11 protein-coding genes are annotated in these 15,059 nt (G+C 64.2%); 10 read left to right on the top strand and 1 reads right to left on the bottom strand.

Going from position 1 to position 15,059, the window contains the following annotated elements; genetic code table 11:
* The first annotated feature begins 67 nt into the window (after window positions 1–67).
* The 10 genes from FJ964_RS28690 (at window position 68) to FJ964_RS28645 (ending at window position 12,397) form a co-directional block, all read left to right on the top strand.
* The gene (locus tag FJ964_RS28690) at window positions 68–505 is read left to right on the top strand and encodes a hypothetical protein (RefSeq protein WP_140553923.1); all 438 of its coding nucleotides are present in this window, start codon (window positions 68–70) and stop codon (window positions 503–505) included.
* 127 nt (window positions 506–632) lie between these two features.
* Entirely contained in the window at window positions 633–1,787 is a 1,155-nt protein-coding gene (ccmI, locus tag FJ964_RS28685) for a c-type cytochrome biogenesis protein CcmI (protein ID WP_140553921.1), read from the top strand.
* A 14-nt stretch (window positions 1,788–1,801) separates the two neighbouring features.
* Window positions 1,802–2,245 (top strand): cytochrome c maturation protein CcmE, encoded by a 444-nt coding sequence (gene ccmE / locus FJ964_RS28680; protein WP_140494692.1) that lies wholly within the window; start codon window positions 1,802–1,804, stop codon window positions 2,243–2,245.
* Between the two features lie 29 nt (window positions 2,246–2,274).
* On the top strand, window positions 2,275–4,266 hold the full coding sequence (locus FJ964_RS28675; protein WP_140553920.1) for a heme lyase CcmF/NrfE family subunit: 1,992 nt from the start codon (window positions 2,275–2,277) through the stop codon (window positions 4,264–4,266).
* Window positions 4,263–4,730 (top strand): cytochrome c-type biogenesis protein, encoded by a 468-nt coding sequence (locus FJ964_RS28670; protein WP_140553918.1) that lies wholly within the window; start codon window positions 4,263–4,265, stop codon window positions 4,728–4,730. The genes FJ964_RS28675 and FJ964_RS28670 overlap by 4 nt, the downstream gene beginning before the upstream one ends.
* Before the next feature lie 131 nt (window positions 4,731–4,861).
* Window positions 4,862–6,403, top strand: a complete 1,542-nt coding sequence (locus FJ964_RS28665) for a Do family serine endopeptidase (protein ID WP_140553916.1) — start codon at window positions 4,862–4,864, stop codon at window positions 6,401–6,403.
* Between the two features lie 344 nt (window positions 6,404–6,747).
* Window positions 6,748–7,422 (top strand): response regulator transcription factor, encoded by a 675-nt coding sequence (locus FJ964_RS28660; protein ID WP_181172647.1) that lies wholly within the window; start codon window positions 6,748–6,750, stop codon window positions 7,420–7,422.
* An 8-nt stretch (window positions 7,423–7,430) separates the two neighbouring features.
* Entirely contained in the window at window positions 7,431–8,906 is a 1,476-nt protein-coding gene (locus FJ964_RS28655; protein WP_140553912.1) for an ATP-binding protein, read from the top strand.
* Window positions 8,906–11,866 carry a bifunctional [glutamine synthetase] adenylyltransferase/[glutamine synthetase]-adenylyl-L-tyrosine phosphorylase gene (locus FJ964_RS28650; RefSeq protein ID WP_140553910.1) on the top strand — a complete coding sequence of 987 codons (2,961 nt, stop codon included), beginning with the start codon at window positions 8,906–8,908 and terminating at the stop codon, window positions 11,864–11,866. The genes FJ964_RS28655 and FJ964_RS28650 overlap by 1 nt, the downstream gene beginning before the upstream one ends.
* Before the next feature lie 51 nt (window positions 11,867–11,917).
* Window positions 11,918–12,397 carry a DUF4179 domain-containing protein gene (locus FJ964_RS28645; RefSeq protein ID WP_140553908.1) on the top strand — a complete coding sequence of 160 codons (480 nt, stop codon included), beginning with the start codon at window positions 11,918–11,920 and terminating at the stop codon, window positions 12,395–12,397.
* A gap of 44 nt (window positions 12,398–12,441) precedes the next feature.
* On the opposite strand, the gene FJ964_RS28640 is transcribed toward FJ964_RS28645, so the two are convergent.
* Window positions 12,442–14,766 carry a PAS domain-containing sensor histidine kinase gene (locus FJ964_RS28640; RefSeq protein ID WP_140553906.1) on the bottom strand — a complete coding sequence of 775 codons (2,325 nt, stop codon included), beginning with the start codon at window positions 14,764–14,766 and terminating at the stop codon, window positions 12,442–12,444.
* Window positions 14,767–15,059: the final 293 nt, after the last annotated feature.

The following is a 15,059-nucleotide window of genomic DNA, read 5'->3' as shown; positions in this document are numbered from 1 at the left end:
CTTCTCCGATGACGCGGCCCCCGGCTCATCCATGACAGGCTCCAGCTCAAGAAAACCGGTTGTTGGCATGAAGATTAGCGTCGCACTTGTTTCCGCATTGATGGCCGTTTCCGGCTGCACCACATTGGGCGGCAAGGCTCCCACCATCGCTGCGACGCCGGCCTCCACGCCACCCAGCAGCGGCAAAGTCGCCACGACGATTATCTCTGCAATGGGCGGTGGCCTCATTGGCGGGTCGATCGGCAGCGGGCTTAGCGACGCCGAAAAGCGCAGCGCGCTCGAGGCGGAATACAAGGCGCTCGAATACACCACGAGCGGCCAGAAGGTGACGTGGAAGGGCACCCAGGCGTCCCGCTATGGCGAAGTGGTTCCGGCTCAACCCTACCGCGTCGGCTCACAGGACTGCCGCCAGTATACGCAGACCGTCTTTACTGGCGGGGCAGGCGTCACGGCGCGTGGAACGGCTTGCCGCAACGCCGATGGCAGTTGGACGCCGCTCACCTGACGGCCTAGCCGGTCCATTTCGGACCCGGCCGATTGATGTCGATGAAGGATATGCAGCGCGCCCGCCGTCAAAGCGTCGCAGTATGCTTGTGTTGGCAGGGCAAGGCTATGCCGTTATTGGAAGAACCATGCTGTTCTGGGTCATAGCCGCAATCCTGACGCTGGGCGCCAGCCTGGCGGTGCTGCTGCCGCTGGCCGGTGGCGCCAGAAGCGCGTCTTCAAGCGGCGAGCACGATCTGGAAGTTTATCGCGATCAACTGTCCGAACTCGACCGCGATGCCGCCCGAGGGCTGATCAAGCCTGCCGAAGCCGATGAGGCGCGCGCCGAGATCGCCCGGCGCATCCTTCGCCTCGACAATACGGACCAGGCCGGCAGCGCATCCGTCGGACGCACATCCGTCGCGACGCGGCTTGTCGCCACCGCGGCCGTGCTGGCGGTGCCGCTGGTCAGTTGGGGCTTGTACATCAATATCGGCTCGCCCGATCTGCCCTCGCAGCCGCTCAGCGAGCGCCTGGCCAAGAATCCGGCCGACAGCTCGGTCGACGAACTTGTGGCTCGCGCCGAAGCCCACCTTACCGCCAATCCGTCCGACGGCAGGGGATGGGACGTGTTGGCGCCGGTTTATCTGCGCATGCAGCGCTTTTCCGACGCGGTCGCCGCCTATCGCAACGCCATTCGCCTCGACGGCGACAGCGCCGTTCGCCGAGCCGGTCTCGGCGAGGCGATCGCCAGTGCGGCCGGCGGCATCGTTTCGGCGGATGCCCAGGAGGCCTTCGAGGCGGCCCTGAAGCTTGACCCCGCCAATGCCAAGGCCGGCTTCTACCTGGCCATGGCCCTGGCGCAGGAGGGCCGCAGCAAGGAGGCGGCCGCGGCCTGGCAGGCGATGCTGGGCACGCTGCCGAAGGATTCGCCATGGCGCGGCGCGATCGAGCAGGCGCTGGCCAAGTCCGGCAGTTCCGGCGCCGGCAATGCAGGCGTCGCTTCGAGCGAGCCGGCAAACGGACCGACCGCGGGCGATATCGATGCCGCTTCATCGATGTCGCCGCAGGACAGGGAAGCTATGATCAACACCATGGTCGCCGGGCTCGACGAGAAGCTGCGGCAGAATCCGCGCGACCCGGAAGGATGGATGCGGCTCGTTCGTTCCTACATCGTGCTGGGCAAGGCCGACCAGGCGCGCGAGGCGCTGAGCCGCGCTATTGCCGTCTTTGGAGCCGACAGTGACGAAGCCAGGAAATTCACCGCTTTTGCCGCTTCGCTCGGCCTGACGGCGACGCAATAGGGCTGGACCGTACAATGACGCGCAAACAGAAACGATTGTCGGTGATCGCGGGCGGCCTGGCCTTCCTCGGCGCCGCCACCGGCCTGACATTTTATGCGCTCGGCCAGAAGGCGTCCTATTTCTACATGCCCGCCGATCTGGCCACGGCGACGGTGCAGCCGGGCCAGCGCATCAGGCTGGGCGGCCTGGTGGAAAAAGGCACGATCCAGCGCGGGCAGGGGGCGACAGTGGCGTTTTCGGTGACCGATACCCATAAATCGGTCAAGGTCACCTATACAGGCATCCTGCCTGACCTATTTCGCGAGGAGCAGGGGGTCATCACCGAGGGAACGTTCGGCCCGGATGGCGTCTTTGTGGCCGACAGCGTTCTGGCCAAGCACGACGAGCGCTACATGCCCAAGGAGGTGGCCGATGGGCTGAAGGCCAAGGGCGTTTGGCAGGAGAGCAAGAGTGAATAGGCAGGCTCGATATAGCCGGGGTGGCGATCATGGTTGAGACCGGACATTTCGCGCTTGTCCTGGCCTTCGCGCTGGCTCTGGTGCAGACGGTGGTGCCGCTGTTCGGCGCCCGCGCCAACAATCAGCGTCTGATGGCGGTCGGTGCTCCCGTCGCGATCACCGGCTTTGCTTTGACGGCGCTGTCCTTCGCCGCACTGGTCACCGCGTATGCGAGTTCCGATTTCTCGGTCGCCAGCGTCTGGGAAAATTCCCATTCGCTGCAGCCGATGATCTATAAGATCACTGGAACCTGGGGCAACCACGAAGGCTCGATGCTGCTCTGGGTGCTGATCCTGACCTTCTTCGGTGCGCTGGTCGCCGCCTTCGGCTCCAACCTGCCGGCGACGCTGCGCGCCAACGTGCTTGCCGTGCAGGGTGCGATCGGCGCGACATTCTTCCTGTTCATCCTGGCGACGTCCAATCCCTTCGCCAGGCTGTCGCCGGCGCCCATCGAAGGGCGCGATCTCAATCCCATCCTGCAGGATCTCGGCCTGGCCGTTCACCCGCCGTTGCTCTATCTCGGCTATGTCGGGTTTTCGATCTGTTTCTCCTTCTCGGTAGCCGCCCTCATCGACGGACGCATCGATGCGTCCTGGGCGCGCTGGGTGCGGCCGTGGACGCTGGTCGCCTGGATGTTTCTGACCGGCGGCATCGCCATGGGATCGTACTGGGCCTATTACGAACTCGGCTGGGGCGGCTTCTGGTTCTGGGATCCGGTCGAGAACGCCTCCTTCATGCCGTGGCTGGCGGGCACCGCGCTGCTCCATTCGGCTATTGTCATGGAAAAGCGTTCGGCGCTGAAGATCTGGACGCTGCTGCTCGCCATCTTGACCTTTTCGCTGTCGTTGCTCGGCACCTTCCTGGTGCGTTCGGGCGTCCTGACCTCGGTGCATGCCTTCGCCACCGATCCGACGCGCGGCATCTTCATCCTGTGCATACTGACGCTGTTCATCGGTGGATCATTGACGCTGTTTGCGGTGCGTGCCTCGAGGCTGACGGCCGGCGGCCTCTTTCATCCGGTTTCGCGCGAAGGCGCGCTGGTGCTGAACAATCTGTTCCTGACCACGGCCACCGCCACCGTACTCGTCGGCACACTCTATCCGCTGGCCGTCGAGGCCCTTTCGGCCGACAAGATTTCGGTCGGCGCGCCGTTCTTCGACCTCACCTTCGGACCGCTCATGGTGCCGTTGCTGGCCATGGTTCCGTTCGGGCCGCTGCTGGCCTGGAAGCGCGGCGACATCTTCGCCGTCGCGCAGCGCCTGATGGCGGCGTTCGCGGCGGCGCTCCTGGCAATGCTGGTCACCGCCCTGTTCATCGACGGCGCTTCGGTATTCGCAGCCCTTGGCGTGGGTCTTGCCGTCTGGCTGGTCCTCGGCGCTCTCACCGACCTCGCCGTCAAGGCGGGGTTCGGCAATGTGGCCGCGAAGGTCATGGTCAGGCGCCTGCTCGGCCTGCCGCGTTCGGTCTTCGGCACCGCGCTTGCCCACCTCGGTCTTGGCCTGACCACGCTTGGCATTGTCGGCACGCTTTGCTTCGGCACCGAGAAAATCCTGTCGATGCATGCCGGGCAAACCGTCGAATTGTCGGGCCACACTCTGCGTTTCGTCGGGCTCCATCCGGCGCAGGGACCGAATTACAGCGAGGATCGCGGCCGCTTCGAGCTGATCGGTGTCGGCGGCAGTCCCGTTGGCGAAATCAGCTCGGCCAAGCGCTTCTATCCGGTACGCCAGACGACGACGACGGAATCCGGCATCAGGACGATGGGCCTTTCGCAGCTTTATATTTCGCTCGGCGACGAGGGCAATGACGGATCGGTCGTGGTGCGTCTGTGGTGGAAGCCGCTGGTGACGCTGATCTGGGGCGGTGGCCTGGTCATGATGGTTGGTGCGGCCATGTCGCTGATGGACAGGCGCCTGCGCGTCGGCGCACCCTCGCGCCGTCGCAAGCAGACGGGCGCCATGAGCCCCGCGGGCCTGCCATGAAGGCGAAGTTGTCCATCGCGTCGCTCGTGATAGTGCTGGCGCTGTCCTTTGCAGGCACGGCGCTGGCGGTGAAGCCCGACGAGATGCTTGCCGATCCGACGCTGGAAGCGAGGGCGCGAGCGCTGTCGGAAGGGCTGCGCTGCATGGTCTGCCAGAACCAGTCGATCGATGAATCCGATGCCGACCTTGCCCGTGACCTGCGCGTTCTGGTGCGCCAGCGCCTGGTCGCTGGCGATACCGACAAGCAGGTGATGGACTATGTGGTTTCACGCTACGGCGAGTTCGTGCTGCTGAAGCCGCGCTTCGACCTGCGCAACGCTCTGCTTTGGGGCACGCCGGTGCTCCTGCTTTTGGCCGGTGGCCTGTTTATCGTGCTCAACGCCAGATCGCGCCGGACACTGGCGACGAAATCCCTCTCCGCCGACGAGCGGGCGGCACTAGAGGCGATCCTGCGCCGCGATTGAGTGCAGGCGGTTATTCGCCAACATTACCAAAGTTTCATGCGTCGGAAATGACGTCGTAATGTACGCCGCTCTAATTCTCTTCCCAGGATGCCGACAAGGCGCGTCCCTTCGAAAAGAGGATACGAGACCCCATGACTATTGCTCCCAATTCATATTCCCGCACCCGCAAGCGTCTTCTGGCTGCCGTCGCTTCCGTCGCCGTTGCCGGCGCGATAGGCGTTGGCGCGTTGACCAGCGGGACCAGCCCCGTTCTGGCCGATGCCGTGCGTGTCGAGGCGCCGCAGGTCCCCAGCTTCGCCGATGTCGTCGAGCGCGTTTCGCCCGCCGTGGTCAGCGTCAAGGTCAAGGCCAAGGTCCAGCCCACGGCCGATGACGGTTCCGACGACCAGGACGGCTTCGACAATTTGCCCAACAATCCGCAGCTGCGCCGCTTCTTCAAGGAATTCCGCGGCTTTGGCGATCAGGGCCAGAACGACGACGGTCCCCGCCGGTTCGGGCATCGTGACCGCGGCCACGGCGAGCCGCGCCCGGTGGCCCAAGGGTCGGGCTTCTTCATCTCCGAGGATGGCTATCTCGTCACCAACAACCATGTCGTCGAAGAGGGCACCGCCTTCACCGTGGTGACCAATGACGGCAAGGAACTCGACGCCAAACTGGTCGGTACCGACCCGCGCACCGACCTCGCGGTGCTCAAGGTCGAGGGTGGCGGCAAATTTACCTATGTCGACTTCGCGGATGACTCCAAGGTTCGGGTCGGCGATTGGGTCGTGGCCGTCGGCAACCCCTTCGGTCTCGGCGGCACCGTCACCGCCGGCATCGTCTCGGCGCGCGGCCGTGACATCGGCGCCGGTCCCTATGACGATTTCATCCAGATCGACGCGTCGGTCAACCGCGGCAATTCCGGCGGCCCGACCTTCAACCTCAGCGGTCAGGTGGTCGGCATCAACACCGCCATCTTCTCGCCTTCCGGCGGCAGCGTCGGCATCGCCTTCGACATTCCTGCCTCGACCGCCAAGCAGGTCGTCGAGGATCTGATGAAGAGCGGTGCCGTGCAGCGCGGCTGGCTCGGCGTCGAGATCCAGCCGGTCACATCAGACATCGCCGAATCGCTCGGCCTGAAGTCCAACAACGGCGCATTGGTATCCAGCGCTCAGGACGACGGCCCCGGCAAGAAGAGCGGCATCACCGCCGGTGACGTGATCACCCAGGTCGACGGCAAGGATGTTGCTTCGCCGAAGGAGCTCGCCCGCCTGATCGGCGCCTATTCGCCGGGCAAGTCGGTTGACGTCACGGTCTGGCGCGACGGCAAGAGCCAGAGCGTCAAGGTCGAGCTCGGCAAGCTGCCTTCAAGCGACAAGCAGGCCTCGGCCGACGACAAGCCGGCGGCTCCGGCCAAGGCCGATACGCTCGCCGATCTCGGTCTGACCGTCACCAAATCCGAGAACGGCAAGGGCCTGGTGGTGACCGATGTCGATCCCGACAGCGATGCCGCCGACCGCGGCATCCAGCCGGGCGACGTCATCACCGCGGTCAATTCGACGGAAGTCAACGGCACCGACGACGTCACCAAGGCCATGGATGAAGCGGTGAAATCCGGGCGCAAGGCTGTCCTGATGCAGATTACCCGCGACGACAACAACCGCTTCGTGGCGCTGCCCGTCGCCAAGGGCTGACAACGACTTTCCGGCGCGGCGGTGTCAAACACCCCCGAGACGCCGCACGGGAAAGTATGGAGCCGAGCGCGTTAGTCAGTCATCGTGCTCCCCTCCGGCGGCAGCGGGCTTCCCATCGCCCGCTGCCGCACTCCGCCCGCGGACCATGCGCTCAGGCTTGAGCGAACAAGCGGAGCGCTTTGGTGGCAACGGCATGCCGGCAGCATGTCTGGGACAGTGACACCAGAGAACCAAGACTTTATCGCGCGCGGCCTGGATCATCTTGATCGCGATGCGCTTTGGCGAAGGCTAAAATGCAGATGCCGGCTACTCAATCTTCCAGCGAAATCGCGTATAACGGCCCTATGAAGATTCTCGTCATAGAGGACGATCGCGAGGCTGCGGATTATCTGCAGAAAGCTTTTACCGAGGCCGGCCACACCGCGCATGTGGCGGGTGACGGCGAGACCGGCTTCGCGCTCGCCGATGCCGGCGACTACGACGTGATGGTCATCGACCGGATGATGCCGCGCCGCGACGGCCTGTCCGTCATCGCCGGCCTGCGCTCCAGGGGCAACACCACGCCGGTGCTGATCCTGTCGGCGCTCGGCGAGGTCGACGACCGGGTTACCGGCCTGCGCGCCGGCGGCGACGATTATCTGACCAAGCCCTATGCCTTTTCCGAGCTGCTCGCCCGCGTCGAGGTGCTGAACCGCCGGGCCAGCGCCAAGGAAGCCGAAACCGTCTACCGCGTCGGCGATCTCGAACTCGACCGGCTTTCGCATTCGGTCAAACGCGCCGGACGCGAGATCACTTTGCAGCCGCGCGAGTTCCGCCTGCTCGAGTATCTGATGCGCCATGCCGGCCAGGTGGTGACGCGCACCATGCTGCTCGAAAATGTCTGGGATTATCATTTCGATCCGCAGACCAACGTCATCGACGTCCATGTCTCGCGACTGCGCGGCAAGATCGAAAAAGGCTTCGACAAGCCCATCCTGCATACGATTCGCGGCGCCGGCTACATGCTTAGGGCCGGTTAGGCGGCGGCATGGCCCTTTCCGTGCCCGCCATCATGAAGACGACGGCTGCGCGGCTCTCGGCGCTCTATCTTCTGCTCTTCGCACTCTGCGCCGTGCTGCTTGTCCTCTACATGACCTCGCTGTCGGCGCGCATGCTGACCGCGCAGACGCAGGAGACCATCAATGACGAGGTGCTCGGCCTTGCCCGCGCCTATCAGCGCGGCGGCCTGCCGGTGCTGGTCCGCGTGGTCGAGGCCCGCTCGCGCCAGCCCGGCGCCAATCTCTATTTGATCGCCGACACCAACGGTCAGATCCTGACCGGCAACGTGCAGAGCCTGGAGCCGGGCGTCATCGAAACCGAGGGCTGGACGACCGAGCCGTTCTCCTACCGCCGTTTCGGCGAAGGCGAACTCGACCGGCAGCGCAGCACACCTTCCGATCAGGCCACGCCCCAGGCCGGCGATACGGCAGTCCGGTCCGAAGGCGAGAAGGGCCACAATGCGATCGCCCTGGTGCTGCGCCTGCCGAACCAGATGATCATGCTGGTCGGCCGCGATCTCGGCGAACCTGAGCGGTTCCGCGCCGTCATCCGCCGCTCCCTGATGCTGGCGCTCGGCATGATGGGGCTGGGCGGGCTGTTGATCTGGTTCTTCGTCGGCCGCGCCGCGCTGAAGCGCATCGATGGCGTTTCGGAAGCCAGCCGCCGCATCATGGGCGGCGATCTTTCGGGCCGGCTGCCGGTGACCGGCGCCGGTGACGAATTCGACCGGCTTTCCGAGAACCTCAACGCCATGCTGGCCAGGATCGCCACGCTCAACGAGGGGCTGAAGCAGGTTTCCGACAACATCGCGCATGACCTAAAGACGCCGCTGACCCGGCTGCGGAACCGCGCCGAGGCGACGCTTTCGGGCAAGCACAAGACATCGGACTACCGCCAGGCGCTGGAAGGCACCATCGCCGAGTCCGACCAGCTCATAAAGACCTTCAACGCCATCCTGATGATCTCCCGACTGGAGGCGGGTTATTCCTCCGAAAGCACCAGTCGCGTCGATCTGGCCGCGGCCGTGCGCGATGTCGCCGAACTCTACGAGCCGGTGGCGGAAGAGGCTGGCGTTTCGCTCGAAGCCGCGGTCAATGGCGCATTCCTTGTCGACGGCAACCGCGAGCTGATCGGCCAGGCGCTGTCCAACATCGTCGACAATGCGATCAAGTACTCGATCGATTCCACCTCCAAGCCGGCGGTTCGCGTGACGCTCGAACGCATGCATGGCGAAATCAGGCTTGTCGTCGCCGACAACGGCCAGGGCATCCCGGACGATGCCGATCGCGCCCGGGCGACGGAACGGTTCGTGCGGCTCGAGAAGAGCCGTTCCCAGCCAGGTTCCGGGCTTGGCCTCAGCCTCGCCAAGGCGGTCATGACATTCCACTATGGCCGGCTTGATCTGTTGCCTGGTAATCCCGGATTATCGGTGGTCATGAGTTTTCCCGCGCGGGAGGATCATTGATGACGGCGGCTGCAAAGCGGATGGCGAGGGACTGGCTGTTGAAGCCGGCGGCAAGGCTTGCTCCTCTGGACGACAGCCGGGCCCGGCAGGAGTTGGCCGAGATCGCCACCTTGGCACGCGAAGAAGGGTTGACGCGGCTGGCGAAATTCCTGGCTGGAACGGGTGAGGCGCAGGACTTCCTGGCCGCCGTCTTCGACCTGTCGCCGTTCCTGCGTGACATGGCGCGTCGCCGGCCGCAGATATTGGATGGGCTTTTCGACCAGCCGGTCGAGGCCCGGCTGAAGGCGATCATCGCGGCGATCGACCAGGCATCGTTTTCCGAGGCGATCTCCGAATCCAGATTGATGATGGAACTGCGGCAATGGAAGGCCGATGCGCACTTCCTGATCGCGCTGGCCGATCTGGCCGCCGAGGCCGAGACCTCGCTTACTGTGCGGCGGTTGAGCGACCTTGCCGATGCGTGCACGCGCGCCGCCGTCGATTTCCTGCTGCGCGACGTGCATGACCAGGGCAAGCTGAAGTTGCCGGATCCCGCCAATCCCTCGGACCGGTCGGGCTGGATCCTGCTCGGCATGGGCAAGCTTGGGGCGCATGAGCTCAATTTTTCCTCCGACATCGACCTTGTGGTCTTCTTCGACCCGGAAGCGCCGGCCGTCGTCGATCCGCTCGATGCGACGGAGTTGTTTTCGCGGCTGACGCGCCGTCTGGTGCGCATCCTGCAGGACCGCACCGAACATGGCTATGTCTTCCGCACCGACCTCAGGCTGCGTCCCGATCCCGGTTCGACCCCGCTGGCGATCCCGGTCGAGGCGGCGCTGCGCTACTACGAGGCGCGCGGCCAGAACTGGGAGCGCGCCGCCATGATCAAGGCGCGTCCTGTGGCCGGCGATCTGGACGCCGGCGCCGCTTTCCTCAAGGAGCTCCAACCTTACATCTGGCGCAAATACATGGACTATGCCGCGATCGCCGACGTCCACTCGATCAAACGCCAGATCCACGCCCACAAGGGCCATGGCGAGATCGCGGTCAAGGGCCACAACGTCAAGCTCGGGCGCGGCGGCATCCGCGAGATCGAATTCTTCGTCCAGACGCAGCAGCTCATCGCCGGCGGCCGGTTCCCGGAACTGCGCGGCCGCGAGACCGTGCCGATGCTCGGCCAGCTGGCCGCGCGCGGCTGGATCACCGCCGAGGCACGCGATGCACTGGCCCGGCAATATTGGTTCCTGCGTCGGGTCGAGCATGCGATCCAGATGGTGGCCGACGAGCAGACGCACACCCTGCCGGAGGATGATGAAGGGCTGGAGCGAATCGCGCGCATGTTGGGCTTCGCCGACGCGGCTGCTTTTTCCCTGGGCTTCCGCGCCTCGCTCCAGCAGGTCGAACGTCACTACGCGGCGCTGTTCGAAACCGCGCCGGAGCTTTCGGCAGGCATCGGCAATCTGGTTTTCACCGGCGACGTCGACGACCCCGATACGCTGCAGACCTTGCATGGTCTCGGCTTCCAGCGAACGAGCGACATCTGCCGGGTGATCCGCGGCTGGCATTTCGGCCGCTACCGTGTCACCCGGTCGGCTGAGGCGCGCGAACGGTTGACGGAACTGACGCCGGCGCTGCTCAAGGCTTTCGGCCAGACGCGCCGGGCCGATGAGGCGTTGATCCGTTTCGACGAGTTCCTCGCCGGCCTGCCTGCCGGCATCCAGCTCTTCTCGCTGCTCCAGTCCAATCCGGCGCTGCTGAAGCTTATGGCGACGATCATGGGCGCAGCACCCCGTCTGGCCGCGATCATCACGCGCCGTCCACATGTGTTCGATGGGCTGCTCGATCCCGCTCTTCTCACCGAATTGCCGGATCGTGGCTATCTATCTGCACGGCTTACCGCGTTCCTCGAAGGCGACCGCGCCTATGAGGACGCTCTCGATCGTCTGCGCATCTTTGCCTCCGAGCAGAAATTCCTGATCGGCGTGCGGCTGCTCGCCGGCTCGATCGATCCGGCCCGTGCCGGCCACGCCTTTTCTGATCTGGCCGACCTCACCATCGCGGCCGCGTTGCGCGCGGTCATGGCCGAATTCGAGGCGCGCCACGGCACAATCGCCGGCGGCGTGGTTTCGCTGCTCGGCATGGGTAAGCTCGGCAGCCGTGAATTGACGGCGGGGTCGGATGTCGACCTCATCCTGCTCTACGATCACAATGCGGACGCCGAGGAATCCGACGGTGAAAAGCCGCTGGCGCCCTCGCATTACTACACCAGGATGACGCAGCGCCTCATTTCCGCCGTTTCCGCGCCGACCGCGGAAGGCGTGCTCTATGAACTCGACCTGCGGCTGCGTCCGTCCGGCAACAAGGGGCCGGTGGCCACCCACATCGATGCCTTCAAAAAATACCAGCGCCAGGAGGCCTGGACCTGGGAGCACATGGCGCTGTCGCGGGCGCGCGCCATTGCCGGAGATGCCAGGCTCTGTGCCGAGGTCGAAGCCGACGTTGCGGCGGTGCTCGGGCAATCGCGCGACGCAGCAAAGGTGAAAGCGGAAGCGTCCGACATGCGCGCCATGATCGAGAAGGAAAAGCCGCCGCGCGACCTCTGGGACATCAAACTCATTGCCGGCGGCCTGATCGATCTCGAATTCATCGCCCAGGTGGCCGTCGTCACGGGCAATGTCGAACCCGGCCGCAGGGTCACGGCAACCGCGGAGGTGTTGTCGCGCCTTGCGCCACAATTCGCAGCCGCCGATATCAGGGACGAGCTTGGCGAGGCCTACCGGCTCTATCTGGCGCTGACCCAAATGATCAGGCTTTGCCTCACGGGGCAGTTCGAGCGGGACGATGTGCCGCCGGGGCTTTCGGATCTGCTTCTGGCGGTTACCGACTTGCCGGATTTCGGTGTGCTGGAAGCACATCTCAAGGAGACGTCGCGGAAGGTCAGGAAGGATTTCGACCTTCTGCTTCGTGCCCGGCGGCCGTGATCAATTGCCGTGCGGATCGCATCGGGGGTGACGATGCAACAGGAGAAGACCATGAGAAAGACAACCAAGCTCGCATTCGCCTTCATCGCGTTGGCAGGAGCCGTCGGCACTGCGGCCTATGCCGAGAACATCGACAGCGCAAACATGCGTGAGCGCACGATGATGCGCCTCAACAAGGCGATCAAAGATAATGACGGCACCATCAGCTTCGACCAGTTCTCAAGCGTCATGGATTCGCGGTTGAAGAAGCTGGTTGCCGACAATGGCGGCAAGCTCACGGTGGAGCAGCTCGCCGCCGCGCTGGAAAAGGCGCGCTTCGAGCGCATGGCCAGGCGCATCATCGCGCGTTACGACACCAAGGGCGACGCTACACTGACGACGAACGACATCGCCAGTCGCGACAAGAAGCTCTTTGCCCTGCTCGACAAGAACAATGACGGAAAGATCAAGAGGGGTGAACTGCCAAAGGGCGGCCGCTTTGGCCTACACCGTCAGTGGGATGACGAAGGCGACGACGACAGCATGCAATAACGCCTTCCGGCACGGGCTTCGGCGACGTCGCCGGAGTCCGTTGCTCAAGCTGCGACCTTGACCACGGGGGTCGCCTTCTTCACCGGAATGCGCACCGACACGATCGTGCCGACACCTTCGGTTGAGCGGATTTTCAGGGCACCGCCTTGCAGTTCGGCCAGAGAGCGCGAGATGGCGAGTCCGAGGCCGGACCCGGCATGGCTCTTGGAGAACTGGTTCTGCACCTGTTCGAAGGGCCGTCCGAGCTTGCCGAGCGCCTCCTTCGGGATGCCGCAGCCATTGTCCTCGATCGTCAGCACCAGCGCGCCTGAGGTGTTGCGTGCCCTGACCGATATGTGGCCGCCCTGGCCGGTGAATTTCACTGCGTTGGACAAAAGGTTGATGACGATCTGCTTGATCGCGCGGCGGTCGGCGAACAGCGTCAGCGCGTCTGCGATGCGGGTCTCGACGGTGATCGCCTTCTGTGCGGCCTGCAGCGACACGACCCTGACCGTCTCGCTGATCAGCGGGCCGAGATCGATCTCTTCGCGGTCGAGCGAGAATTGGCCGGCCTCGATTTTCGACATGTCGAGAATGTCGTTGATGACGCCCAAGAGATATTTGCCGCTGCTGTTGATGTCGGTGGCGTATTCCTCGTAGCGCTCCGATCCCAGCGGGCCGAACAGCCCCTGTTCCATCAGCTCGGAGAAGCCGATGATGGCGTTCAAGGGCGTGCGCAATTCATGCGACATGTTGGCCAGGAATTCGGACTTGGCTCGGTTCGCCGCTTCGGCTCGCTCGGTTTCCTTCATATATTTGCGGTTGAGCTCGACCAGTTCGCGCGCGCGCTCCTCTTCGGCCCGGCGGGCGAGGCTGAGATCGTGGATGGTCGCCATCAGCCGGCGCTCGCTGTCGACCAGCTTCTCCTGATGCAGCTTGATCTGGGTGATGTCGGATCCGACCGAGACAATCCCGCCGTCGCGGGTTCGGAGTTCGTTGACCTGCAACCAGCGGCCGTCGGCCAGCTGCCGTTCGAAAGTCGCGCCGCCCTGCGGCCCATTGCTGTTGGCAAGCCGCCGGTCGGAAGCGAAAGCGAGCATGCGCTCTTCCAGCGTGGCGCGCACGGCGCCTGGCATCACGTCACGGTCCGAAAGGCCATTGTCCTTCTGGTATTTGGAATTGCACATGATCAGCCGCTCGGCGGCATCCCACAGCACGAAGGACTCGTTGATGTTCTCGATCGCCGTCCTCAGGCGCAGATCGGCTGCCTCGGAACGAAGCACCAGGTGACGCTGCTCGGTGACGTCGACAGCGATGCCGATCAACTGGATTTCGGGCACTTCCGGATCCATGACCTGCGCCCTTGCGCGCATCCACACCCACTGCCCGTCGGCATGCCGCATCCGGAACACCTGATCGATATGATCGATCTCGCGCGCGACTATCTTGTTGGCGAGTTGGAAAAGATCGCCATCGTCGGGGTGGATGATCTCGTCGACCTCGCCGAAGGACAGCATCGTGTCGCATGGCTCGTAGCCCAGCATGTCGTACATCGAGCGCGACCAATACATCTTGCCGCGCACCATGTCCCAGTCCCACAAGCCGCAGCGGCCGCGTACCAGCGCCATGTCGATGCGTTGATGCGCTTCGAGGTAGATGCGGTCGGCAGCCTGCGCGCGCGCCGCCTGGCCGAAATAGGCGTAGAGGATGATGATCAGCACGCCGGCCGTCAGTACGAACAGCGTGACGTTCAGCGAGACTGTCTTGCGCCAGGCGTCGAAAACCGCGTCCTGCGGCACCAGCGCCGCTGCCGCGCCTTTGCGACCGTTCGCCAGGCTAACCGCCGCATACCAGTCCTGCCCGCCAATATCGACCTCCATCACTCCGGCGCGGTCGCCGAACATGAACAGAGGCTGGCCGCCCTGGGCGAGGCTGTCCAGCGAACGGCCTTGCCAGGACATCGAGCGCGGCGTCACCGCGGTGATCTTGAAGGCGCCGTCGGTGACGACAAGAACGTGGCCGCGGCTCATCGCGCCCTGGCGGCTGGTCGTTTCCAACAGGTCCTGGATGGCGCCCGGCGCGGTGTCGGAGGTGATGGCCAGCGAACTCGCCAGTTGACTGGACGCCAGCATCAGGATCGCCTTGGCGTTGTGCTCGATATCGTCGCGTTCGTTCATCAGCGACAGGACGCGCAGCGCCGCGATCGCGATCAGGAAGATGACGATGAGAGCCGGTATCGATCGGCGCAGCAATGGCTCGGCGGCCAGAAGCCGCTTGTAGGCCGGTTCGGCGATGAGTCGCGCATTCCCGGCAAGGCCGTCGCTTCGCGGCGTCTCTCGACGCGCAAAAGCTATCCCTCCGGGCGCGCCCCACGCGTCCGCCTTCGCCATAAATGGCACTCCCCGATTTGCCTATGCTGTCTGATGATCCGGCAAACGCCGCACTTCCGAATCGTCATTAAAGAATCAAAGGTGATTCGCCTTGTCCAGTGGCCCGGCGAAAAAACATTAAAAATAGACTAAAATAGTGGCTTTTCTGCCAACCGAGCAGGGCATGCGATGGCGATCACCGTTGAAAGGGAGTAATATTAGAAATCACGCATATTCCGTGCGGGATTGCACATTGGGAGGAAAGCATGAATCGCAGATCTGCAATTGCTCTCGGCGTGTCAGCGGCAGCGGTA

Origin of the sequence: Mesorhizobium sp. B2-3-2, from assembly GCF_006442295.1 — a bacterium.
Taxonomy (GTDB): domain Bacteria; phylum Pseudomonadota; class Alphaproteobacteria; order Rhizobiales; family Rhizobiaceae; genus Mesorhizobium.
Note: the sequence above shows the minus strand (reverse complement) of the source record. Positions and strands in the feature narration are given on the sequence as shown.